This window comes from Novipirellula methanifontis (genome assembly GCF_052161655.1).
GTDB lineage: Bacteria > Planctomycetota > Planctomycetia > Pirellulales > Pirellulaceae > Novipirellula.
On sequence record NZ_CP197418.1, the window covers coordinates 9,313,599 to 9,338,549 of the forward strand.

The window sequence follows — 24,951 nt, forward strand, 5'->3', positions numbered from 1 at the left end:
TCGCCCCTGTTTACCTTGACCCACTTTTGACGGGATCATGAGGAGCGTGAGCATGAATTTTCTCAAAACACGAGGACTTCGGAAACCTGATGAACAATCGCTGCATGATCGTCATTCCCGCTCGTCTGGCTTCGATTCGACTCCCCGAAAAACTGCTTCGCAGCGCAGGGGGCAAGTCCATACTCCGTCACACCTGGGAAGCAGCCTCGAAAGCCAGCATTGCCGACGCCGTAGTGGTCGCAGTCGATGACCCCAAACTTGCCGATGAGGTGAACTCGTTCGGCGGCCGATGCGTGATGACCAGCGTCGATTGCCCTAGCGGCACCGATCGGATTGCCGAGGTTGCAGCTCAATTCCCCGATTTTGACGCGTTTATCAACGTCCAAGGCGACGAGCCCGAAATTGATCCGCAGACGATTGATCTCGTCGGGTCGGTGCTGATCAACGATGACCAGGCCGACATCGCCACGATCGGAACCCCCATCCGAAGCGAGGCACTGCTGCACGATCCGGCCTGCGTCAAAATTGTGGTCGCTGCGAGTGGGTGCGAAACGACGAGTGGGTGCGAAACGGGGCAGAGCAGGGCAGGGCAGGCCACCCACCCGACCGACCACCCACAATTTGCCGGTAATGCGATTTATTTCAGCCGCGAGGCGGTGCCTCATTTTCGCGGTGGGGTCACCCCCGAATCGCTCGCGATGGAACCACCGCTGTTTTGGCACCACGTCGGATTGTATGCCTATCGCCGCGATTTTTTGGAATGGTTTTCCAAGCAACCGCCCAGCCCGCTGGAGCAATCCGAACGTCTCGAGCAACTGCGAGCGATCGAAGCAGGCAAGCGAATCGTGGTCGCACGCGTCCAATCAGCCGCGCCGGGCATCGACACCGAAGCCGATTTCCAAGCGTTTGCTGAGCGGATCCGCTAAATGCAATTCTGTGGGTTTGCGACGACTTCCGTCTTTTTCCCATTTGGGTATGATTTCGTTCCATGACGAAACACATTTTTGTAACCGGTGGCGTTGTTAGTTCGCTTGGCAAAGGTTTAACCAGCGCCTCGATGGGGATGCTGCTCGAGCAGCGGGGTTTGCGGGTCCGCATGCAAAAGCTGGATCCCTACATTAACGTCGACCCTGGGACGATGAGTCCCTACCAGCATGGCGAGGTCTACGTCCTCGACGACGGTAGCGAAACCGACCTCGACCTGGGGCATTACGAGCGGTTCACCTCGGGCCGACTTTCTCGCGACTGCAACTACACGACTGGTCAGATCTATCTGTCGGTCATCGAAAAAGAACGCAAAGGCCAATTCTTAGGCAAAACCGTTCAGGTCATCCCGCACATCACCAACGAGATCAAATCCGTGATCAAGCGGATGGGTGGCGACGATGTCGATGTGGTCATCACCGAGATCGGCGGCACGGTTGGGGATATCGAAAGTCTGCCGTTCCTCGAAGCGATCCGTCAATTTTCGCTCGACGTGGGACGCGAAAACTGTCTGTACATGCATCTGACGTTGGTGCCGTACCTAAAGGCCGCGGACGAACTGAAAACGAAACCGACCCAGCACTCGGTCGGCCAACTGCGTGAAATCGGGATCCAACCGGACGTGCTGGTTTGTCGCTGCGAACATTCGATCAGTCGCGATGATCGCGAAAAAATTGCGTTATTCTGCAACGTGCCTGTCGAAGCGGTGATCGAAGAGAAAGACAAAGATTTTTCGATCTACGAGGTTCCGCTGTCGTTGGTCGAAAACAAACTCGATGAATTGGTCGTCAAGAAATTGGGACTGCCGGCATCGACTCTCGACATCTCGCCATGGACCGACCTGCTACACCGACTTCGCAATCCTCATCACGAAGTCTCGATCGCAGTGGTCGGCAAATATGCTGAGCACAAAGATGCCTACAAATCGATCTATGAAGCGATCGATCACGCGGGTATCCATAACCACGCCCAAATCCGTGTGGGGCGAATCCAAAGCGCCGACATTGAACGCGAGGGCGCCGAACGATTGCTAAGCGGATATCACGGCATTCTGGTTCCCGGCGGATTCGGCGAACGCGGTGTCGAAGGCAAAGTCCAAGCGATCCAATTCGCACGCGAACGTGGAATTCCGTTCTTTGGTATCTGCCTGGGGATGCAGTGCGCTGTGATCGAATACGGCCGCAATGTGGTCGGACTTGATGCCGCTCACTCAAGCGAATTCGACAAAGACACACCGTACCCGGTCATCTGCCTGCTCGACGAACAACAAAACGTCACACAGATGGGCGGCACGATGCGACTTGGCAGCCAACCCACCAAATTGGACCGACACAGCATCGCGGGCAAGGCCTACGAAAGCGAAGAAATCAACGAACGCCATCGCCATCGCTACGAATTCAACAATCAATTTCGCCAGCAGTTTGAAGCGAGCGGAATGCGTTTTGCGGGAACAAGCCCCGATGGCGGACTCGTCGAAGTGGTCGAACTTCCCAACCACCCTTGGTTCGTTGCGGTTCAGTACCACCCCGAATTCAAGAGCAAACCGCTGAAGGCACACCCGTTGTTCGCGGGATTTGTCCAAGCCGCCGTCGACCGACGTCTGCGACGCGAAGACAAAGAGCCAACCAGCGCTAACCAACAATAGTTTCCCCTGGAATCAACGCCCACAACGTCACCGATTTCAAAGGCAATCTCATGAGCGACCCCAACAACAGCAACGACGAAACGAACTCCGAAGAACCGAAAATCATTGTCGACAGTGATTGGAAAGAGCAGGTCGCCAAAGAAAAAGAAGCCGCCAGCGCTAAAGCTGCGGCCGAGCCAGTGACCGCCGAGTCAGAGACCACCGATACCGAACCTACTCCTGCACAGGATGCCGACGAGAAAACGGTGACGGCAGAGCAGAAGGCTCCTGTCAGCGCCAAAGCGGAAAATGCAGACGAAGATATGTCGATGCATTCACCGCCGCCGGCTTCGTTCGAAGTCCTGATCTCGATGCTATTCACTCAAGCGATGGCGACTCTGGGGCAGATCCCTGATCCCGCCAGCGGCGAGGCGAAGGTCAACAAGCCATTTGCAAAGCATTACATCGACACGATCGACATGCTTAGCGAAAAGACCAAAGGCAACCTCAGCGACGACGAGTCCAAAATGCTCTCCGAAGCCTTGCATGCGCTTCGCATGATGTACGTCAACACCAAGGCATCGTCTTAGAGAGTATCCGAAAAGGGGTCTGACCCTTTGGAAGAGCGAGTCCTTATTGTTGAGTTTTTTGCCTCGCCGGAGAGGGTCAGACCCCTTTTCGGATACCCTCTTAGTCCGAACTTCCTACTGAGTGAGCATTAAAAAAAAGCGGACCGACTCGTTAGAGCCGATCCGCTTTTTGCTTTAACTAGCAGCGATAACGTTTACTCGAGTGTCTGCGCTTCCTTGCCTTCGGCGGTTCCCAACGCTCCCCACAACCCATAGGGACTTGCCATTCCAGCCACCGTGATCCCCGCCGTTTGATCGCCCGATTCAATGGAGTCCGTAATAAATTTGACTGCTCCGTCCCCCATTAACACATGTGCGCCACCTTGGTGACGACTTGTGACGGTGTAGGTCCCTTCGCGACCATCAGTGTTATGCGACTGACAACTCTCCTTATTGGGAGGCCGAACGGTGTTGACCGCGGTGTACATCGGCAGCCCGCACATCCAACGATGCCCCTTTTTCCATTCATCTCCCTTGCTGTACTGCAGTTCAGCCGACGCGACATAGAACTGAGGACGAGCCGGATCAATCGCATTGGTTGTACACTTCGGGTGCGTGGGGTTGAAATGGTTATCGCCGTTGTCGATGTACACCGGTTGAGCGATGATCTCGCGGCGGCCAGCGTCACAAACAATTTCACCTGCCATGATCGTGTTGGACAATCCGTCTAGCGTATCGCGGAAGCCAGTTTTTCGGCGTGTTTTAAACATCCCCCGCAGGTGCATATCCGCAGCCGCATTCACCGAGGTGTTAGCATCATCTACGCCCCCACGATCGGTCCACTGAATTCCATCCCCGATACACGCTGCATAATTGTTGCTACCAAAGGATCCCGCAGTAGGAACATAGGGGTCGCTTGGACAGCGATAGCTACCGACGGTCGTACGCCAAGGATCGTAGCCCGTGTTCCAAGTTTCAGGTCCCATCGCTGGATAAGTCTTATATGGATTACTGACTTGCTCCCACAGTGACTGCTGCTCAATGAACGGCAAAATCCCAACTAAAAAGCTAAGGAAGTTTACATTCGACTGAGCCCCGGGCGGAGTCGATCCACCACCCTGCTTGGGCAACTGATTGTAGGCAGCATGATAGTTATGCAGCCCCAAGCCAATCTGCTTGACGTTGTTGCTGCACTGCATCCGGCGAGCGGCTTCACGAGCCGCCTGCACTGCTGGGAGCAATAACCCAACCAAAACGCCAATAATTGCGATGACGACGAGCAATTCAACCAAGGTAAATCCTTGGCGTTTCACATTCATTCTCATAGGAACCCTCGATAGAAATGCAGAAGTAGGGAAAAAACAGGAAGCCGCCTGACGACACACGACCACACTGAACGTCTCTCAGAAACGCACAAAACTAACATATATTGTCACAGGATAGCCGGAACGGCGAAGATGTCTCAAACTGACAATGCCGACATAAAAACTTAAAAACACCACGCCAGAGTGGTCGTGTCGTGAGTAGGCCCTAATTATAGCGTTGGCAACACCCGAAAAAAATGAGTTTTAACGCATAAACACTGATACATTTTACCATCACAGTTCTGCTATCAAATCGGGATGGACGCGACACTCCGATTCTTCGACGCAAGATGAGGCTAGGAACATTTCGATACGCAGCATGGGCGGACCGAAACGCATCACCGAATAGCGATGACAAGGAAGCTAGAGATGACAAAATCCAGAGACGACAACCGTTAAGAAGAAACGCCCCAACGCCCGCATCGCCTTGGGCTACAGCCACGACAATCTGGGCCGCAACCAAAGCTCCAAAGGCGAAGCTGCAAAGCTAACACTAAGAATCCAAACGAACGTCAACCACGTGTAGCAATCGACAGCACCTCGTGGATCAATTGTGCTAGAAAGAGATCGAGTGCCATGCGATTGCGAACGACAACTAACGCCGATCTTGTGCGGACGGAGTGGCATAATGTTCTGCCTGCGCCTTCAGCTGCTCGGGGGTGGGCGGCGGTGGCGGGGCCGTGGTCATATTAGGTGCATCTTGGCTACACCCGACCACAAACATCGAAAATAGCATCACGCCAATCGGCAACAAAAAGGTTCGTTTCTTCATCAATTTCGACACCTAAGGAATGGAGACAAGAGAATAATGAAAGGATCAACAGCAGATCCTATTGAAATTATTTGCGCACAAAACAACGCCAGCAATGAGCGTTTGCGCAAAACAGCTGTGATATTTTACCAGCTGAACCAGCCTCGTTCTCATTCGTAATACTGGGTGTCCCCTCGACCGCTTTCGCAGGAAACCAACCCCATGGCTCGCAATCAACGCAGAAACAGGATTGCGACCGATGCTGGCGTACAGAATCCCAAGCGTAAAGGCAACGACGAGGACGCTACATCCGCGACCGCGAAGCCAAAACGCCATCGCTGGAAGATCGCCGCCTTGTTGGCAATCATCTTCTTCGCTGTCCTCGCCACGCTACTCGTCCGCCAGTTTCAGCTATTCCAGTTTGCCACGCTGGCTCACTCGGCACGCGAAACTCAAGATTGGGACCAAGTTGCTGCCGTGACCAATCTTTGGCTGGACCGAGACCCCGAATCGTCAATGGCAATCCTGTACGCAGCGGAAGCGGCACAGCACCGCGGATCATTCGAGCAAGCCGCAACACTCTATTCCCGCATACCTGCAACCGCCCCCGCAGCGACTCACGCTAAGGTGCAGCAAGCACTGCTACATCTTGGCCCGCTCAACCGACCCGTGATCGGTGAAGCGACACTCGAACAAGCGACCCGGATCAATCCGCAATCGATTGAAGCACAACGTGAACTGCTTCGCCATTATGGGATCACCGCCCAGCGAGCCAAAGCATTCACGCAAGCACGTGAAGCGATCGAAAACGGCAGCGATTCGCCCGCGACATACATCTACCTGATCAGCCTTGATTCGATTGTGTTCAGCAACGGCAAAGACACCAATGCACGCTGGCTGCAAAGTGGCAAGAACAACGAGCGATTCGAAGTCGCGATGTTAATTAACGATGCACGCGCCGTTGGCCTAGGCGAGTCCTCGGACGCCCTTGTCGACACGAACCAGCGGCGTGCAGAACTAGCCCAACAGGAAGCCACGCTACTCGCTGCACTCGAGAAATACCCTGAGAACCTAGAACTGCTTGCGATCTTGCTGAACACATACTCCGATCGCGGAGACATCGAGCGTGTCACCCAACTGCTATCTCAAGTCCCTGCAAGTGCCGCTAATGACGCACGCTTTTTTCGCTACAAGGGCTGGCTACACCGGATGCGCGATGAATTCGCCGCCGCGGAAGAGGCGTTCCGCCAAGCGATCGCCAAAGATCCCTATGATTGGAAAAGCCAAACTCAACTTGCTGAGGTGCTACGACTACAAAACCGAACGGACGACGCGGAAATCGCGTTAAAAACAGCTTCAATCGGAACCCAGCTCCGAAAATCAATCCTTGGACTTTCCAACATCGAAACCGTACCGATGAACGTGCTCGAGCAACTTCACCGCTACGCTGTTACGATGGGCGACGACACGGTGGCGAACCAATTGGCAATCCGGATGGACCAAATCCGAAATTCGGCGACGGCTACCACCCCCAATGCCGAGTAATCCTTTTCACCTTTTTGTCGAGGCCACTCGATTGATTCGCCCATCTCTTCTGCTGCTGCTTGCTGCGACGATCGCCACACTCGGATGCAAGAACGAACACACCGACATCCCCCTCGAAAAACCGTACCACTCCAACACCGCCGCGGCGGATCGCCCTACTGCCAACAGCAAGCTTTTCGGCGAAGAACTGAAACCGGCCGAAGGCGATCTGAAAACAAAAGAGTCTCTTGAGTCAACGACTGCTTCTCTGCCAAACCGCATCCACTTCACCGATGTCGCAAAGTCTCTGGGCCTAAATTTTGTTTACCAAAATGGCGAAGCGGGAGAATCGTTGATGGTCGAGGCGGTTGGCGGCGGCGTGGGGGTGTTGGACTTTGACCGAGACGGCCACCCCGACCTGCTGTTCAGCCAAGGAGGCGACGCAACTGCGGAGATCAGTTCATCACAGCCAACGGCTTCGCTGTTTCACAATACATTTAGCTCTAGCGACTCCAACGATAGCTTTCGCGACGTCGCCGACGCCGCACACCTTGGCCAATACGGCTACGGACAAGGTGTCACGATCGGCGACTACAACGCCGACGGATTTGACGATGTCTACTTAACCTGCGTCGGCACAAACACGCTGCTTGCCAACCAAGGCGATGGCACTTTCCGAAATGTCACGCAAAGCAGCAAGACTGGCGACGGCAATCGCTGGAGTACTTCCGCCGCATTTGCTGACCTCAACCACGACGGCTTGCTCGATTTGTATGTTTGCAACTACGTGACCTACGATCCAAAACACCCGCTGAATTGCCGCAACTCAAAGGGGGAAAATCGAATCTGCCATCCTCGTGAAATCCCGCCCTGGCCGAACGCCTGCTTTATCAATCAGGGCGATGGCAGCTTTGCCGAGTCCGCAAAGGATCGCGGATTGGTGGCGCCGGGTGGCAAATCACTCGGGGTCGCAGTCGCAGACTTTAACGCCGATGGCGACCCAGATATCTACGTCGCCAACGACACCACCGCCAATTTCCTATTCGACAACCGAGGCGATGGGCATTTTGATGAACGCGGATTACTACTCGGATGTGCATCCAACTACGAAGGACTGCTGCAGGCCAGCATGGGATTGGCGATCGCCGATTTTGATCGCAACGGTTTTCTCGATATTTATTCGACTCACTACTACGAAGAATCCAACACATTGTACCGCAACCTTGGTGCTGCAGGATTCCAAGACATCACCGGACGCGTGGGACTGCACACGCCGACCTTACAATCCCTAGCATTCGGCACGGTGATGCAAGATTTTGACGGGGATGGGTGGCAAGATCTGTTTGTGACCAATGGGCATGTCGAAAACTACGCTGACAACCCAATCCTTAAAATGCGACCACAGTTTTTTCAGTACAACGGCACGCGATGGTTCGAAACAAGCGAGAACGTCGGCGACTTCTTTGCCGGAAAGTACATTGGACGAGGCGTCGCCACCCTCGACTACGATGGCGACGGAGACCTGGACATCGCCGTCGTCCACCAAAATGCCCCTTCGGCACTACTGAGAAACGATTCACAGAGAGGGCATTGGCTAAAAGTTGAATTCGTTGGCCACGAATCACCCCGCCAAGGAATCGGCTGCCGCGTCAAGGTGACCGCTGGTGAAGTCCAGCACGTGCAAGAATTGGTAGGTGGCGGCAGCTATCTTTCTACTCATGAGCCTAAGCTTGTTTTTGGCCTGAGCGAGTTTGATGGCCCATGCGATATCGAAGTTCACTGGCCCAGCGGCCACGTTCAACGTTTGCAAAACATCCAACCCAACCAAGCAATCACGATCGAAGAACCGGCCTGGCAATAGCGTCCAAACTTCAAAAACGCCAGACAGTTCGCGACGCTAACCAAGAAGCAAGCTGCTCGCTGCACGGGCCACATCAACGCTGAAACGCATCCGATTCGCCTTCAACAATCAGATACCGATGATCGACCTTCAGCCCACTGAACGACTGCGTTTCGCCGGACGGCCATTCGACTTGGACAGTGTCCACTTGCGAGGCATTTCCGACACCAAAGTCAACGACCGCCTCGTTGCTGCATAGAAAGCCATCACCTCCGACAACCCAACTGGTCCACCTCTGCTGGCCACACTGAATGTAAATGACCGCTCCGATGGCATCACGTTCGCTAGTCGTTCCCTGCAATTCAAACTGAATCGATGAATTCGCTATTGTTTGATTCTCGAGCAGAGCGACCGGAGCATCGAGGTGATTAGCAACGAGATCGGGCTTCATGTCTCGATTCCAATCCACAATCGCCATCGTACGCCCCAGCGTCGGCTTGGACCAAAAATCGTTCCTGTTAAATGCGTGTTCGACAAGTTGAAAGCCATCTTGCTTGCCGCGAAACAACTGCGGTTTCATCTGATACGGTTCACCCCGATGGCGATGATCGGCGAGATGACCATTTAGCACCGCAAGATCGAGCCAACCATCACGATCGAAATCAATTGCTTGCGTTCCCCACGCGACCGTCATACGGGTCTCGGCATAAAGCCCGTGGCTGGAACTTGCGTTAACAAACAGACCGCTGGACTGCTGCAAATACAGATCCGACGCTTGATTCCAGAAGTTCGTTACATGCAAATCAAGCCGACCATTGCGGTCAAAATCACCGCTCGCGATCCCCATGCATCCTTGGCGTTCGCCCTGCATCCCCGCAGCACAACCGAAAACCGAAGCCAATTCGACCAACGTACGGTTTGCCTGAGGTGTCTCCCCAAGTTGAACATCCTCCGCTGTCGAAATATGTTTCGGTTCGCCCTCGGCCGACCGCGGTTGAACCCAAAAATGATTCATCCCGGTGTCATTGGCGATAAACAATTCGTTACCAGGAACAGCATCAAGATTGGCAACTACCGCAGCGAATCCGTAGTTGGGTTTGGAGTCCATATCTTTACATCCGCTCCAAGACGACATTTTGCCGTCAGCATCCACTTGCCAAACACGATCGAGTGCAGGTTTAAATACACTGGGGTTACAAATGTCACGCATCGGGGAACAGTAAATTTCCATTGCCGAGGGGTCGTCCACATAGTTCACCTCAACAATCTCAGGCAAATGATCCCCACTCAGATCGCCGCATGCAATCGAACTTGTCCAATCACCTTGCGGATTGGAATGTGGCAATTCGCTTCTGGCAAAGGTTCCGTCACCGTTGTTTCGGAAAAATACATTTCGGCCGATGTTGGCGACGAGCAAATCGGGAAATCCGTCTTGGTTGATATCGGCGACGGCAACACCCTGACCATACCCCGCGTCTCCGGTTTGTGATTCCTCACCGCACTCTTCGAATTGCTTGCCGTCTTGATTGCGAAACAATGAATTTGGCTTCGACCCCATCGCGTCAAACGCCTCACCGCCCCCTTGTGTCATATACAAATCGGGCCAACCATCCAAATCAAAGTCGATCACTCCAATACCGCCTCCTGTCATCTGATGCAGCAGATTGGAATCGTCCGATGGATCATCACCATTGTCGTACTGAAAGTTTAATTTCGCCTTCGGAGCCACATCAACGAGCTGAATTTTGGCACCATTCTCAGTTTGGCCGGAGACGGATTCGGGTCCGATACTGCTGGTTTGCGTGTTCGCCAATTCTTTCAAAGAGGGCAGGGGCCAATCGTCCAAATCAATCCCACATGCCAACTTGAAGGCTTCCACATCCGAATGGGGATCGGTTGCAAGCGAAGCTAATTTCGCCGAAAGAACTTGCAGCTGGCTGTCACTCGCTCCATACCGCTTCCCTGAGACGATGCGCCACGCAATTGCTTCGTCGATCCGGCCAAGAGCATCGAGAAGCTCTGACATTCGTAACAGTTCCCGCTGAGTCCCTGGTCGAGCCGCAATCGCGGAGGCAATTCTCAAGGTCTCGCTCAAATGCTGATAACGCTCGCTTGTGCATTTTGCTGCCTCGGTCTCTCCCAGCAGCGTCAATGACCGTGACAGAGCCGACAATGCGTTCTGATTCGTCTCATCGCGAGCTATCGCCTCACCCAGGCATCGTACCGCTTCGCGGTGTCGACCTTGGCGTTGCATCCACATTCCGACCGCATACCAATATTCGGGTTCACGCTCGATTCCTGAGGGAACTCGCTCAAGTAGATTGACTAACCTTTTATCTTCCAGTGATTCAGAGTAAACACGTGCAGCGAACGCAGCCACCGCTGTTGATTCCGGCATCATCTCGACCAAACGTTCCATCGACACGACCGCGGTTTGAACATCACGATCCGCATACGTTAATTTTGCTTCCGCAAGAGGATCATTGGCCCAGTTGACGTCGCTGGCAGCCTCGCCTTGTGACGCATCAACAACGAGCCGACTTTGATTGGCAATCGCATACAAGTCTATTTCGCTAACCTCGCCCATACGCAACAATGCCTTGCGATGAGCCGCCGCTTCATATTGCCGCCCCTGTTTATTCAGCAGTATCACGATTCGCCGGTGAACCCGCGAAGCTTGCGGATCGATCAGCAACAAAACTTCGAGACGCTGTATTGCTCGATCATATTGCTGCAAATCGGCCAACCAACCAGAAGACATCCAAGCGGCTTCGCGATAGACCTCGACATCATTCTCATCGATTTCGTCGGCAAGATTTGCCGCGGCAAGCTTGTGACCAGCCGCCGCCTCGCACTTGGCGGCCAGCAATAGGACTTGGGGATGATCGCGATGCGAGATCATCAGCGGGCGAAGTTCGGCCTGGGCTGCGACCTGATTCCGCTCTTCAAGAAACTTCTGAGTTGCCGCAAGTCTCTCGTCGATTGTTTTTGTTTTTGATGAAGCGACACTCTGCTTTAGTTGTCGCCGACGAAGCAACTCCTCAGGTGACACCCCCGCGTCACGGTCGCCACACCCGGCATTCGCTGCTGCCATCAGCAGCACCAGCAGCAGCCCCGCTCGACGCCACGGAGCGCAGGAGTCGAGATTTCCGGTCACGAGACCAACCGAGCGCATCCTAAAGTAAATTGAAGCCATTACGTTTCTCATCGATGTTCACCCAATAAAAAGGCCTCGCCTGATCCTTCGACCAACAGACAGTCGACTCCGGTGCCAATCGCCACGAAAGACTCTCTTGCTTCGGAGGGGCAATTCACGGTGACATCGTCTGTTGTTTTACCGGTGCCCATACCCAAAACTGCACTATGTTAGTTACTGCTCATATACCCGTCGCCACCGCCTGGCAACACCTCTTGGCAACACCTCTTGGCAACACCTCTTGGCAACACCTCTTGGCAACACCTCTTGGCAACACCTCTTGGCAGCGACATTCCATTCTTGATTCCAGAGCGAGTGTCGACAATGAGTGAGTTGCGAGAACATTTCAAACGAACAACCAAATCGACGAAAAATGGTGAGACGTGAGAAAATTATTAGCGATCGGAATAGTCCAGACGGAACAATTCCGTCGTCCCCTCCACTAACAAATAACATTCGTCGGTCGCCACATCTCGAAACACTTGCTCCTTGCCGCTCGGCCACTCGACGACGATTTCGTCGATTTGCGACTCGCCCCCGAGTCCAAATGCAACTAACTCTTCGTTATGAGAAAGGTAGCCATCACCAGCAATGACCCATTGCGCCCATTGATGATCCTTGGTTCGCACGGTTACTTTCCCACCGATCGCGTCTCGTTCCGAGACGGTTCCGACCAACCGAAGTTTTAGCCAATGGCTATTTGTCTCGGTCTGATTTAACAACAGAGCCGTAGGTGACCCGATATGGGTTACTACAAAATCCAACTTGCCGTCACGATTAAAGTCGAGTGTTGCTAAACCGCGTCCCACGTGGTTCGCCGAAAAATAGCCAGACGGATCCTCGACCTGCATCAAAGTAAACTTGGACCCAAGATTGGCAAAAAGTTGTGCGGGTTGCTCATAGAAACTGTTGGCAAGCCCCGTATTTTCAACGTGTCCGTTGGTGACCACCAGATCGAGATACCCATCATTGCTGTAATCAATGGATTGGCAACCGAATCCAAGCACAGGAATACTATCCAGCGATAAGCCGAATTGGATACTGCGGTCCTGGAAAACGCCACCACGATTCAGCAACAAAATGGCCGGCTCGTTTTCAAAGTTCGTAATGTACAAGTCCAATCCGCCTGAGCTATCGAAATCGCCCGCTGCGATTCCCATCGATGCTGTGGGAGTGCCGCTGCTTCCCAAAGCGCTGCCGGAAATCGACGCAACATCAACCCATCCGGCTTGGCCCTGAACCCCCGAATTCTGCTTCCACAATTGATCGGGGCGGACATCGTTACCAACAAAAATTTCGTTTCCCACGACTCCGTCGAAATCAGAAACAACCACTCCGAGCCCCGTTGCCTTGGCGTTATCCGATGTGCTAACTGGCACCACCTTGCGTCCTCCCATCCCGTCGTTAACTAAAACGCGATCCATTGCAGGCTTAAAATCAAGCGGGGCAACGATACTCACTTCGCCTCGATCATTTATCTGTGGCTTTTTCGCAATCGTTGAATCGTGCAAATAATTAAGCTCAACGATATCCGGTAAGGCATCACCCGTGACATCCGCCATTGCCAACGATGTGCTCATCAGCGTCGAATCATCGAGCGAGTCGGAGGGCTGCGAGCTGAAAGTGCCGTCTCCGTTATTAATAAACAATACATTGCGTCCGAGGTTTGCAACGAGCAGATCGGGGAATCCATCCTGATTCCAATCGCCCGACGTCACTCCAATCGTATACCTCAATTCGGATGCCCCGGAATCAGTCGTTGCGTCCACTAAGTGGCCATCCACGGAACGATACAAAATGTTTGATTGCTGCCCTGAAAACAGGGGCGGATCACAACCACCTTGGGCAAAATAAAGATCCACCGCACCATCGAGATCAAAATCGAGCGCCGCAACTCCTCCCCCGACCGATTGATAAATTGAAAACTGGCGATTCTGCTCACGACTTGCCACCATATAACGATGCTCTAACGAAATCTTCGCGGCGACATCCTCAAAACGAGCCTGCGATAATGATTCCAATTTCAGCGCCGTGCGAATCGGCGACGCAGCTTCTAACGTTTGAACCGACTTGACGTCCGGCAGTGGGTACAGATCTAAATCAAGTCCACACAATCGCTCGGATTCCGATGCAAATGCGTCCTCCGATGATGCCAATGCAATCCGACGTGCGTGCAGTGCCGTGACTTCTGCCTTGGGTGCTTGCAAATAGAAGGCCTGCACGAGCCGCCATAGTGTCGCCTCAAGCGGACGCCCCAATTTTTCGAGCCCCTCAATCACTTCGGGAAACGCATTGAGGTCGGGTTCCGCCTGAGCCCCGATGCGATTGCTTGCCAATGTGACGTCACGTGTCGTGACGTACCGATCAAACCATTGTTTAGCTGCCTCGTCTTTCCCCAAGGCAACCAACGCTTGGTTCATTCGCAAAAACGACCGGATATCGGTAGAATCACGACGAACCGCCTCACCAAGCGCACGAACGGCTTCATTAAAGCGTTGATTCTCGACAAGGTATATTCCCAAGCCAGCCCAATACTCAGCGTACTGCTTGGTTGACTCGTCTGCAGTCGCTAGCCAACGCCGAAAGTTCGCTTCATCTTGCGACTCCGCCAAGACTCGACCATAAAATGCATTGATCGCGGGCGGTACTGTCTGTTGGCTTACTAGGTCCTGCATCAATTTGGCTGCCTCGAGATACTTTCGCTCCGCGTAGGCAGCACGTGCATAGGCAGCGGGTCCAATGGGATACATCGGCTGGTGCGACAACGACGATCCTTCGGAATTAGCAGGATCATCAAAGATCGCATCAGTCAGCGACAGCAGTGCATGCAGTTCGTCTTCACGGACATCACCGAGTCGACAGAGCTCGCGAATCTGCTCGGCAGCTTCGTGTCGTCGTCCCTCGCGATTGAGCAATTGCGCTAACTGCCGCCGCGCGATCGCAGCACTGGGAACTCGCTCAATCAGTTCACGATAGCGCCGCTCAGCTTCTTGGTACCGCTCAAGCTGCATACACCAATCCGCGGTCTGTCCCAAAGCGGGCAAACCCGCGTCCGGATGGTCCGTCGGAATCGAATCGAGCAACGCAATGGCCTCGTCCAGGTTACCCTGTCGAGCCTCGAGATTTGCATAACGAAAAATCGCCTCCGCGTCACTGGGATCCGACAAAATTGCGGATTTGAGCAATCCCGAAGCGGTTGCCAAATCACCGCTACGAATCAATTCACCAGAGCGACGAAACACCGTCTCGCGATCTGAAGTGGCAGGCGTGGCGTTCGTTTCGTTCTCACTCGAAGATTCGTTTTCACTCGAAGTCGACGACCTCGAATCCTCGTTCGCCTTGGCTTTTGTTTCCAACCGTTTTGATGAAAGATCGGCTTTCGAAACCGGTTCGGAAGTCCCACAACCGACCAGAAAGACAGACCAGAGGGCGACAACCGAAACCCATCCCACACATCGCCGTTCACCAGCATCGAAGTCTTGTAACGATAGAGACATCAGGTTTCTAAAAAGAAATGGCAGCGGTCGACAAAGAACACGCCTGTCCGGCGCAAACTTGCGACGGACTGCGTGCTATGTCGAGCGACAAGCCGGTCGCATCAAACTGTATCGCACTCCGTTGCATATCCCACTCGCAGCATTCAGTCGCCTTGGTGCAACGCTTCTTCGCCGGGTACTTGCTGAACGGAACCGTCGTAACCCATGGCGGCCTTCTTTTCTTTCTCTTCAATTTCCTTAGCCACAGACGGTGCAACGGAACTCGCCGACGGTGGCGCAACCGTATTGCCACTCTCTCCACAACCGACAGAGAAACCAAGTACTGTTACAAAACCAAGAATCTGAAACCATGAACGTGTCATTAGAGCTATCTCCAAAAAAGTATTAAAAAAGTGTTGTCTGTAAGCTTCCGCATAATAGCACAGCCCACAATCAAAAAGAAACGGACCTGACACAATGTCAAGTCCGTTTCTAAACATATCTGGTCGCCTCAAATGGAAATTAAGGAAGCACTGCTGCCGTTTCCTTCGAGTCCTTGGTACCAAGGGCGCCCCAAACTCCATAGGGACTTTCCATACCTGCATCATTACCGCCTCCGACACAACCAGGCGCCGTTCGGTTTTGATCACCTGAGTCGATCGATGAAGTAATAAACGCGACCGCACCATCCGCCATCAATATGTGGCATCCGCCTTGATGACGACTTGCTGCGGTACTAAAGCCAAAGTTGTCGTACCAACCACGACCCACGCCATAGCTGTTCGGTGGTCGAATGGTGTGGAAGTTACCATACATCGAGCGTCCGTCCTGCCAGCGACGTCCACGCGAATTACGCATTGTACCTTCCCATAGATTGCCACCTGCGTTCAGTGTGAACTGTGGACGAGTGGGATCAATATGTGCGGGAATGTTGTAGCTCTCAGGAGCTGCACATCCATTGCCACCACGATTCATCATCGTCGTTGCGATAACTTCATGACGGTTCGAATCCACCACGATTTCGCCGGCTGCAATGGTGTTGGAAGTTCCGTCTAAAATATCTCGAAAACGAGTGAAGTGACGTGTTCGGAAGACACCACGTGCCCAACGCTCGCCAGCGGCCTCTCCCCATGTGCCATCGCCACTTCCGATGTAAGAACCGTCGTTGATACCAGCATGATGCTGCTCGAAGTATGCATCGCCTTGACAGGCGTAATAGTTCGTAAAGGCAAAATCAGCGGTCTGTTGCGTCGGGTCACTTGGACAACGGAACGCAGGCACCTGAGTACGCCAAGGCAAATAATTAGTGTCGTCCGTCTGTCCACCCATCGCAGGATAGGTGCCGTTGGGATTACTGATCTGTTCCCACAGTGCCTGTTGTTCGACAAACGGCAAAACGCCAACCAACCAACTCAACATCAAGCGATTTGAGGGCCCAGTGCCTTTGCCGTGCGTCCCTCCAGACTGCATTGGCAACATGTTGTAAGCGGCGTGGTAATTGTGCATACCAAGCCCAAGTTGCTTCACGTTGTTGCTGCAGGACATACGCCGAGCAGCTTCTCGAGCCGCTTGAACCGCCGGCAATAACAAGCCGACTAAAACTCCGATGATCGCGATTACGACCAACAGTTCGACCAGGGTAAACCCCGAACGACTGCGTAAGGGACTCTTCATTGTTGACTCCGAATGGAAAGTAAATCTGTTGGCAAGTATTTAGGAACACAACGCCAAATGAAAAAATGTGGGTGAGTTCGACATTCATTAAGACAAGGAGCACGCGAGTAACTGGGGCGGCTTAAAACCGCACAAGACTACGTTAACGGCTAAATGAGTCGGCTTACCAAGCTCCTAATTGTGACAAAAAATTAAAACAGAAACAAGCATATTTTGTCGCTTCCCGCCAAAGAGACGCGGCTTCAATACTTTTTACCCCAATATTTCGCTGTCGACATGGCAAATAAGCGACATTTTACGGATGCCCCTCTATTGGGAAAATTTCTCAATAGACACAGGGGTTACGTGTCCCAGAAAGACACATTCCGGAATTACGCAACTCGAATTGAGTTATGTGCAACTTAGATTGTGTTTTCTCACTTCGTTGCATCTATTTATCCCCTGCTGGCGAATCAATAGAATTGAGCACCAGAGCCTATCAATGCAACTAAGCCCATCTGCGGACAAGCGTGATCCGAGATCACGCTCACAGACATGTGCGGTCGCGTCGTACAAGATTAAGTACATGCAAAAAAGCTTCAGCCCTGACAAAGCAATCCTCAGCGAAGAGCACCAAGTAGCTTCTCTCTCCGGAATCAACCGAGTTGCCTTGGTCGCCCTTACGGCTCTTACGCTTGTATCCGCGCTCGTGACACTTGACTACCTCAGACACGATCGAGCCAACACTGAAAACCTGAGTATCGCTACGAAGCCTCACGAACAAATCACTGTAGAGGTTTTCGCCAACGACTATCGACTTTACTTTCGGTATCCTGGAGATGACCGCGTCAGCGGAACGAACGACGATCGATTTGGAAAGAAGCACCTCTACCTTCCTGCGGGTTCTCAAGTTCACCTACGACTAAACAGCCATGACTTTGTCTACACCGTTGAAATTCCCCGTGTCGAAGTCTACGAGATTGCGGCTCCGGACTTAGTATTTGAAGTTGATTTCATCGCCCCGCGAGAGACGGGGACCTACGATCTATTGAGCAGCCAGATGTGCGGCTACGACCATCCTGATCTTTTGGGAACAATGATTGTGCAAACGGATAATGAATTCGAACGCACCATGCAATCTCTTTCGACCACTCCTCTACCACCGACTCTGTAATGAAAAACAACTTTGCTGTGCGACACGCGTTAACGACGCTGGCGATGACACTTCTGACAACGCAGATTGCGGGCTGTCGCCAATCAACGGAACCAGCTCCGCGTGATGACGATGCAAAGTCGCCGACCAGCCAACACGATGACGACACTGCAGCAAATGACACACAACCGGAACTAAAAGTCCTTGGCTCTGTGCCGCCGTTCACACTGACAGATCAATCAGGCAAGGAATTTAGCCGCAGCCAACTCGATGGCAAGATTTGGGTCGCCACGTTTATCTTCACTCGCTGTGGAATGACCTGTCCCGCCCAAACCGCAGCATTCACAGAATTACAGCAGAAGCTAAAAAACGACAACTCGTGGGGCGTCACTGAACTCGTCTCGTTTACGGTCGACCCTGAGTTTGACACGCCGCACGTGTTGATGCAGTACGGCAAAAAAGCTCGTGCTGATTTCAAACATTGGCATTTCTTGACTGGCGATCGTGGCGACCTATGGGATTTAAGCAAGGACGGATTTAAGCTTCCGGTCACATCACCTCGCGATGCAAACACCCTCATCGCACATAGTCAAATGTTTGTCCTTGTTGATGGCAATGCCCAAATACGCGGCTACTACTCTGGAATATCCCCCGAAGCCAACGTCAAACTAAAAAAGGATATTCACACGCTACTCGATGCACGCAACCCAGAGTGGAAGGATCGAGTGAACGAAATTGCCGTTCCAGACGACGTCCGCGCACCCGCGTGGCTTAGCCAACGCGCCAAACAACAAAAAGCAGATGTCGCTGCCTTGGACATCACAAGCAATTTTCAATTCAGCGACGAGTTGAAAGAGAGTGGGATCCAATTCAAGGACGAAGTTGTCGAAGATGTGAAGCGACTTTTCAAAGCAGCACACTACGACCACGGCAGCGGAATTGTAGTGGCCGACGTCGACAACGACGGGCGCCTGGACATCTATTTCGTCAGCCAATTCGGAAGCAATGAACTTTGGCGAAATCAAGGCGAAGGCAAGTTCGAGAATATCACCGAGTCCGCAGGAGTCGGGATATCCGATGAAGTTTCAGTGGGCGCATCGTTTGCCGACATTGACAACGACGGTAACGCGGACCTGTACCTGACTCGCGTGCGTGCTCCTAACAAATTATTTCGGGGCGACGGCCAAGGCCATTTCGAAGACATCTCAGAAGCGGCTGGGGTCGACCATGTCGGACACTCCTCGGGCAGCGTGTTTTTTGACTATGACCGTGACGGATTGCTCGACCTGCTGCTAACAAACGTGGGCAAGTACACAACGGAAGAACGAGGTCCTGGGGGATACTATCTCGCGTATCCTGCGGCGTTCACCGGCCATTTGCATGAGGATCGGGCCGAAGCAAACATTTTGTTTCACAACCTAGGTGACGGACGCTTCGAAAACGTCAACGAACAACTTGGTTTCAATGACGTTAGCTGGACCGGCGACGCCTCGGCGATAGATGCAAACAACGACGGTTGGCCCGATATCTATTTACTAAACATGCAAGGCCACGACGAATACTACGAAAACGAACAAGGCAAACGATTTGTCAAAAAGAGTCGCGAGCTATTTCCCCGAACAGCCTGGGGCACCATGGGAATCAAGGTGTTTGACTACGATCGTGATGGCCAACTCGACCTGTACGTGACCGACATGCACACCGACATGGTACATGACTTGAATCCCGATGAAGAAAAGAACAAGATGCGGCGGAACTTGCCGATCAAAATGCTGGCCACCGATGGAAACCATATCCTGGGTAATGCCTTCTATCGTAAAAAGGACGCGAACCAATTCGAAGAAATCTCGGATGACATCGGTGCTGAAAATTACTGGCCATGGGGCATCAGCGTTGGCGACTTAAACGCAGACGGTTTCGAGGACGTCTTTATCGCCGCCAGCATGAGCTTTCCTTATCGCTATGGAATCAACTCGGTGCTGCTTAACCATCGTGGGCAAAACTTTGTCGATAGCGAGTTTGCCCTCGGTGTCGAACCTCGCAACCAAGGAACTGCTCAACCTTGGATGGAACTCGATTGCAGTGGAGCGGACAGTGATAACAAACATTGCCAAGGACTGGGTGGGAAAGTTCTCGTGTGGGGTGCTGCCGGAACTCGCAGCAGTGTTATCTTTGACCTGGATGACGATGGCGATCTGGACATAGTCACCAACGACTTTGGAGGAACGCCAATGGTGCTAAAAAGCAACCTTAGCGATCAACACCAACTGCATTTCCTGAAGGTCCGCCTCGTCGGCAATGTGTCCAACCGAGACGGAACCGGAGCGATGGTAGAAGTCACGTTTGGCGACCGCAAACTGCTGTCGGTGCATGACGGCAAATCAGGCTACTTGTCCCAAAGTCGCATGCCGATGTACTTCGGACTTGGCGATTCGAACAGCATCGACAAAATTGAAGTCACTTGGCCATCCGGCACACAGCAAATTGTCGAAGGACCAATCGAAACGAACCAGCAAATCACCATCAATGAAAAATCCGAAAACGACAAGTGATGCCGCAGCTTTGCTGAAAACGAAAACACCAACTCGAGACACGCTAAGCGCACAAGACGCAAAGCATCATGTGAGCGTATTGCTGACAGCCTTGCTTTTTGTTTTCGTCGTTTGCGGATGCGGGTCTCAAGAGGATGCGGATCTTGCCAAACGGCTTCAGAGACAACGGCTACGAACGGAAATTCAGTCAACACCTGATGCAATAAAGCCCATCGACTATCCGTCGACCTGGCTTGGGTCGCGGACAATGACAGTAGCTCCCGGCGTGCACGCGTTTGGCGATTTGCACCCCAGCGCTGCGTTTGCAATTGAATCCAGTGAAGGAGTCATCCTGATTGACACAGGATTGGATGAAAGCGCGACTCGGTTACGTGAGCTTTTCTTTTCCGTGAAATTGCGACTCGAGGATGTTCGCTATGTTTTGCTCACCCATGCTCATTACGACCATGTCTTCGGCACTAACAAAGTTCGCGAAGTTTCCGACGCCGTCGTCTGCGCAGGGGCAGAGGACTACAAAGTCCTGAGTTCGGCCGATCGATTCGCCCTGTTCTCACTCTTCCCAAAAACGGAGTTCTCGGGCGATCCGATACGAGTGGATCGGCAACTCCGCGACGGCGACGTAATTGAATCAGGCGACGTTACCGTACGCGTGATCGGTTGCCCTGGACACACTCCGGGAAGCATGTGTTATCTCGTCGAAAAAGAGGGCCAACGGATCTTGTTTGCCGGTGACGTGATTGCATCGCTGAATTTCGGCCCAGCCACGTACCCTGTCCATATCTCACCGCGATATCGTGGCAATGCAGTTGCCTATTTAGAGACCATCAATCGTCTGCTGCAGATGGAACCGCCCGACCTGCTGCTAACCGGGCACCCGCGACAACAAACGAGGTCGGAATCGATTCGAATCGATACAAAAAAATGGAAAGAACTTCTCGATCCAGCGAAACAGGAACTGCAGATCGCTGTTGACCGTCAAAAAAGTGACGGCCCCGATTTCCTCGATGGAATTCCCAAACAAATTGCGACGGGACTTTACTATTTTGGAGAACTCGACGGCATCGCAATCTACGTCCTGCAACGCTCCGATCAATTCGTGGTGTTCAACGCACCTGGGGGCGATAGCTTCGCCGACTTTCTAAAAGCGCAATGCAAAGCCCTGCAGCTCGAGTACCGTGTCCCTGACAAGGTCCTACTAACGTCGAACGCAGAAACGCATTCCAGCGGCCTCAAACCACTCGCGGGTCTATCGCAAGTAGTGACTCCGCAGCTACCAGTGACGTCAGTCGACTCATCCTCAACGAAAGTCCATCTCTACAAGGAAGACTCGAAACAGATTGCCGACGTAGCGATCGATACGTTATCAATTTCTCACTTAGGAGAGCCTGCACTTGCGTTCACTTTTTCTGTTGACAAAAAACAAGTGCTTGTCACTCCATCGGTGCCACGCAATATCGGACTATGGTGGGTGACGCGAAAAAACGGCAGGGTGAAGCGAAGCTTTATACAACCACAAACGCTTGAGTTGAAACGAGAGCTAACCGCATCACCAACACAGGCCGCCGACTACCTCAATTCGCTAGAAAAGCTCAGCGAGATTACGCCCGACGTTTGGCTCCCAACGCTGCCGCTGACGGGCCAAAACGCCAACCTCTACGACAACGAGTGGTCCAATATCATCGAAGCCAATCGCGATATCACTTTGCAGGCAACACCTGACTCTCCATCGACAACGACCAGCCCCGCCCAGTGACACGCCCGTCGCTCACAGCACGAAAAAGACCAGAGTGCACAACAATCAATAACGGCGATATTTGGAGTTGATCGTTTCCACCAACAGCGACTGGATCGCCGGCATGTCGAGTCGATTCCAATTCCCTTCATTCCAGTAACGAAACGGGGCGTTGGTCGCGTTGCCGCAAAAGATCGTCAATCCTTTTCATATCAGGTCCGTCGGATTCCAGCAGTAATCGCGATGAGCGATCTGGCGACTGGAGATCGTCCTCTGAACGCCGCGGCCATCGTTGTTGCAACCGTTGCGCGGTAACATTCAAATCAGTTGACGCTTGCGATGCGTCGATCGGCTCGTCCTTGAACTCGCCCAACGACCGAATGGACCGCCGCGCAATGAAGCGAATGCTGTCGTACGGGTCAACTAACAAATTGGTCAGATACGGTCCCATCCAGTCGGAATCCGATGCGAGTTGGGCTTCCGACCACCCCATGTGCCAAGCTGTCAAGGCACGCAGTCCTGCATCACCTTTGAGGGCCCACAGTATCGACGCTGCAACGCTACGTTCCTCTTCGGATAGTTGCGCCGGTTCGCTCTTGTACCAGGCAACCATATTCTGATCAGCCCATTTAAGCGTTTGATCCAGGTGGCATAAATTGCAGGCGTTGGGACGTCCGGCATCACGATCCCCGGCCACGTCTGGGCTGGTGATCGTGTGACTACGAATCGCTTTCATCAATCCGTATGTCGTGTGGGGCATGCGGCAGTTGTAACATCGTGAACCCGATGAATCAGCCAAATGATGAGTGTGCTGTGCAGCGTAATCAGCAGCCTCATGACACTGAGTACATGCATGATCCGAGTAGGACGCGGCTGAGAGCTGGTCGTTGGCCCATTCACTCGGCTGACGCGCATCGCTCGACGTTTGGTGCATTGCGTGGCACGACAGGCAACTCATTTCACCTTTCAGATAACACGCAGATTCAGCCAATCCATTGTATTCGCGGCCCGAAACTCGCACCATTCCGTCGTCCCAATACACGCGTCGCTTCGCTTCCGCATTTCCGCTCGAAAAATTCATACTGTCCAAGAATTTTTTTAGCGCGTCGCTATCCCTTGTCCACAAATGATGTGTGTCGGCATAGTCGTCTCCTGGCCGAAATCCATGACCATCGACGTTGAGATTACGATCGGTCTCGTGATTGGAATGAACCGAATGACATTGACCGCAAACTTGAGTCGACTGAATGTGTGTCAAGTCGGCGGGATTGAGAATGGGATCGATTTTTACGCTAGGGTCCGTTTCGCGGCGAAACGCTACATGCTTCTCTGCGGGCCCGTGACAGGCTTCGCACGAAATCCCAAATTCGGCCACTTCGGTGTCCCAGTAACCTTCCTCCAACTTTCGTTCGCGACGGTTTGTGCTGTGACATTCGCTGCAGCCTGAATTCCAACGACCAAATTCGGAGGAGATTGGCGAATCAGGTGGTTTTAAGAATGCCGCCGTCCTTGAAATCCATTGTTCCGTTTCGTTGAGATAAACGATCGGCAATTGCGACAACGTTCGCCCCACCGTTGGATACCAATAGACTTGCATGTGATGTGATCCGGTCGTCATCACGATCGGGACGGCCGCTCGCGTTTCTGGAGTCGGCGGAAAGTCCGGGTCGTTCATTTCCACCCAACAGAGACCGTCCTTTTTCCAAAGCCGATAAGTGCGACCTCTGGCCTCAACGACTTGGCCGTCAAACTTGCCGATCACGGCGTCCGGAGTGGCCAACTGGGTCATCGTTCGGTGATAGGAATGGTGCCAACTATCATGCTGTAGGTTGTGACATTCGCTGCAAGACCCAGAGCCGATATAGCCCTCTGAGCTTGTTTCGGACGGATGAAACCTCGCCAATGACGCCAGCTTGATGATTGCCTCAGACGGAGCCGATTGCGTTGCTGGGGGATTGCTTTCGTTCTGCTTAACGCTCGGATTTGTCTCATCATTGGCTAACCGCTGTGGCTGCACTGGCCAAATCATTGCCATGAGTAGCCCCAGCCCGGTCGACACTGCGAAACTCAAGCCAGAGAGAACGCGATCACGCTTGTAAATCCAGACTGCACAAGCCAAGCCGACGCCGATAATCGCGAATGCGAGAAACCAATAGAGGGCGGGACCGACCAACATCGCTTTACCGTGGATTGAGCAAACCAAACTCAGTGCCCTCATGGGAACCGCTGCAAAGAAAGCGGACGAATCGAAGGGAACGGACGGATCGCATTACTTTGAAGTCGGGAGCCAAGTATATCGAGAGCTGAGTATACTGTCGACTAACAAGGAATCGATCACCGCTATTTCTTGCGAACGCTTTGCTTTGAATCGGCTAACAACAACCGCCACCCGGCGTGCGTGAGAGATGCTCCATGTCAAAACGGATGACCGCGTGCTCGGCGTGCATGTCTTTATTATTTCGCTGACGGGTCTGGGGGTAGCTGCCCAACAGACACAGCGTCGGTTACCAAGATGGGTTGCAACATCATCCGG

General features: G+C 52.9%; 15 protein-coding genes. 8 read left to right on the forward strand and 7 right to left on the reverse strand.

Annotated features, from left to right (window positions below):
- Positions 1–89: 89 nt before the first annotated feature.
- From SH528x_RS33155 to SH528x_RS33165, 3 genes are all read left to right on the forward strand, one after another.
- Positions 90–926: a 3-deoxy-manno-octulosonate cytidylyltransferase gene (locus tag SH528x_RS33155; protein WP_442507699.1), complete on the forward strand. Its 837-nt coding sequence runs from the start codon at positions 90–92 to the stop codon at positions 924–926.
- A 62-nt stretch (positions 927–988) separates the two neighbouring features.
- Positions 989–2,629, forward strand: coding sequence for a CTP synthase (locus tag SH528x_RS33160; protein WP_442507700.1), 1,641 nt, complete (start codon positions 989–991; stop codon positions 2,627–2,629).
- Between the two features lie 50 nt (positions 2,630–2,679).
- On the forward strand, positions 2,680–3,198 hold the full coding sequence (locus SH528x_RS33165) for a DUF1844 domain-containing protein (RefSeq protein ID WP_442507701.1): 519 nt from the start codon (positions 2,680–2,682) through the stop codon (positions 3,196–3,198).
- A 194-nt stretch (positions 3,199–3,392) separates the two neighbouring features.
- On the opposite strand, the gene SH528x_RS33170 is transcribed toward SH528x_RS33165, so the two are convergent.
- Together SH528x_RS33170 and SH528x_RS33175 are read right to left on the reverse strand one after the other, a co-directional pair.
- A complete protein-coding gene (locus SH528x_RS33170) occupies positions 3,393–4,502 on the reverse strand; it encodes a DUF1559 family PulG-like putative transporter (protein ID WP_442507702.1) in 1,110 nt (369 codons plus the stop codon).
- A gap of 634 nt (positions 4,503–5,136) precedes the next feature.
- On the reverse strand, positions 5,137–5,313 hold the full coding sequence (locus SH528x_RS33175) for a hypothetical protein (RefSeq protein ID WP_442507703.1): 177 nt from the start codon (positions 5,311–5,313) through the stop codon (positions 5,137–5,139).
- A 201-nt stretch (positions 5,314–5,514) separates the two neighbouring features.
- Here SH528x_RS33175 and SH528x_RS33180 point away from each other — a divergent pair, with 201 nt between their 5' ends.
- Positions 5,515–6,837 (forward strand): hypothetical protein, encoded by a 1,323-nt coding sequence (locus tag SH528x_RS33180; RefSeq protein WP_442507704.1) that lies wholly within the window; start codon positions 5,515–5,517, stop codon positions 6,835–6,837.
- A gap of 31 nt (positions 6,838–6,868) precedes the next feature.
- A complete protein-coding gene (locus SH528x_RS33185; protein WP_442507705.1) occupies positions 6,869–8,677 on the forward strand; it encodes a CRTAC1 family protein in 1,809 nt (602 codons plus the stop codon).
- A gap of 73 nt (positions 8,678–8,750) precedes the next feature.
- Here SH528x_RS33185 and SH528x_RS33190 read toward each other — a convergent pair whose 3' ends face one another.
- From SH528x_RS33190 to SH528x_RS33205, 4 genes are all read right to left on the reverse strand, one after another.
- On the reverse strand, positions 8,751–11,852 hold the full coding sequence (locus SH528x_RS33190) for an FG-GAP-like repeat-containing protein (RefSeq protein WP_442507706.1): 3,102 nt from the start codon (positions 11,850–11,852) through the stop codon (positions 8,751–8,753).
- A 395-nt stretch (positions 11,853–12,247) separates the two neighbouring features.
- Entirely contained in the window at positions 12,248–15,349 is a 3,102-nt protein-coding gene (locus SH528x_RS33195) for an FG-GAP-like repeat-containing protein (RefSeq protein WP_442507707.1), read from the reverse strand.
- 143 nt (positions 15,350–15,492) lie between these two features.
- Entirely contained in the window at positions 15,493–15,711 is a 219-nt protein-coding gene (locus tag SH528x_RS33200) for a hypothetical protein (RefSeq protein WP_442507708.1), read from the reverse strand.
- A 139-nt stretch (positions 15,712–15,850) separates the two neighbouring features.
- On the reverse strand, positions 15,851–17,002 hold the full coding sequence (locus tag SH528x_RS33205) for a DUF1559 family PulG-like putative transporter (RefSeq protein ID WP_442507709.1): 1,152 nt from the start codon (positions 17,000–17,002) through the stop codon (positions 15,851–15,853).
- Between the two features lie 565 nt (positions 17,003–17,567).
- Here SH528x_RS33205 and SH528x_RS33210 point away from each other — a divergent pair.
- The 3 genes from SH528x_RS33210 to SH528x_RS33220 all read left to right on the forward strand — a co-directional run bounded on the left by SH528x_RS33210 (position 17,568) and on the right by SH528x_RS33220 (position 22,439).
- The gene (locus SH528x_RS33210) at positions 17,568–18,155 is read left to right on the forward strand and encodes a hypothetical protein (RefSeq protein ID WP_442507710.1); all 588 of its coding nucleotides are present in this window, start codon (positions 17,568–17,570) and stop codon (positions 18,153–18,155) included.
- Entirely contained in the window at positions 18,155–20,686 is a 2,532-nt protein-coding gene (locus SH528x_RS33215) for an FG-GAP-like repeat-containing protein (protein ID WP_442507711.1), read from the forward strand. The genes SH528x_RS33210 and SH528x_RS33215 overlap by 1 nt, the downstream gene beginning before the upstream one ends.
- A gap of 247 nt (positions 20,687–20,933) precedes the next feature.
- Positions 20,934–22,439 (forward strand): MBL fold metallo-hydrolase, encoded by a 1,506-nt coding sequence (locus SH528x_RS33220; RefSeq protein WP_442507712.1) that lies wholly within the window; start codon positions 20,934–20,936, stop codon positions 22,437–22,439.
- 127 nt (positions 22,440–22,566) lie between these two features.
- Here the strand turns inward: SH528x_RS33220 and SH528x_RS33225 are convergent, their stop codons facing one another.
- On the reverse strand, positions 22,567–24,636 hold the full coding sequence (locus SH528x_RS33225; RefSeq protein WP_442507713.1) for a multiheme c-type cytochrome: 2,070 nt from the start codon (positions 24,634–24,636) through the stop codon (positions 22,567–22,569).
- Positions 24,637–24,951 lie beyond the last annotated feature (315 nt).

Bases quoted from the DNA above. Each gene is read 5' to 3' on its own strand.
- SH528x_RS33155 (WP_442507699.1), top strand. From the start codon at position 90: ATGAACAATCGCTGCATGATCGTCATTCCCGCTCGTCTGGCTTCGATT.
- SH528x_RS33160 (WP_442507700.1), top strand. From the start codon at position 989: ATGACGAAACACATTTTTGTAACCGGTGGCGTTGTTAGTTCGCTTGGC.
- SH528x_RS33165 (WP_442507701.1), top strand. From the start codon at position 2,680: ATGAGCGACCCCAACAACAGCAACGACGAAACGAACTCCGAAGAACCG.
- SH528x_RS33170 (WP_442507702.1), bottom strand. From the start codon at position 4,502: ATGAGAATGAATGTGAAACGCCAAGGATTTACCTTGGTTGAATTGCTC.
- SH528x_RS33175 (WP_442507703.1), bottom strand. From the start codon at position 5,313: ATGAAGAAACGAACCTTTTTGTTGCCGATTGGCGTGATGCTATTTTCG.
- SH528x_RS33180 (WP_442507704.1), top strand. From the start codon at position 5,515: ATGGCTCGCAATCAACGCAGAAACAGGATTGCGACCGATGCTGGCGTA.
- SH528x_RS33190 (WP_442507706.1), bottom strand. From the start codon at position 11,852: ATGGCTTCAATTTACTTTAGGATGCGCTCGGTTGGTCTCGTGACCGGA.
- SH528x_RS33195 (WP_442507707.1), bottom strand. From the start codon at position 15,349: ATGTCTCTATCGTTACAAGACTTCGATGCTGGTGAACGGCGATGTGTG.
- SH528x_RS33200 (WP_442507708.1), bottom strand. From the start codon at position 15,711: ATGACACGTTCATGGTTTCAGATTCTTGGTTTTGTAACAGTACTTGGT.
- SH528x_RS33205 (WP_442507709.1), bottom strand. From the start codon at position 17,002: ATGAAGAGTCCCTTACGCAGTCGTTCGGGGTTTACCCTGGTCGAACTG.
- SH528x_RS33210 (WP_442507710.1), top strand. From the start codon at position 17,568: ATGCAAAAAAGCTTCAGCCCTGACAAAGCAATCCTCAGCGAAGAGCAC.
- SH528x_RS33215 (WP_442507711.1), top strand. From the start codon at position 18,155: ATGAAAAACAACTTTGCTGTGCGACACGCGTTAACGACGCTGGCGATG.
- SH528x_RS33220 (WP_442507712.1), top strand. From the start codon at position 20,934: ATGACAGTAGCTCCCGGCGTGCACGCGTTTGGCGATTTGCACCCCAGC.
- SH528x_RS33225 (WP_442507713.1), bottom strand. From the start codon at position 24,636: ATGAGGGCACTGAGTTTGGTTTGCTCAATCCACGGTAAAGCGATGTTG.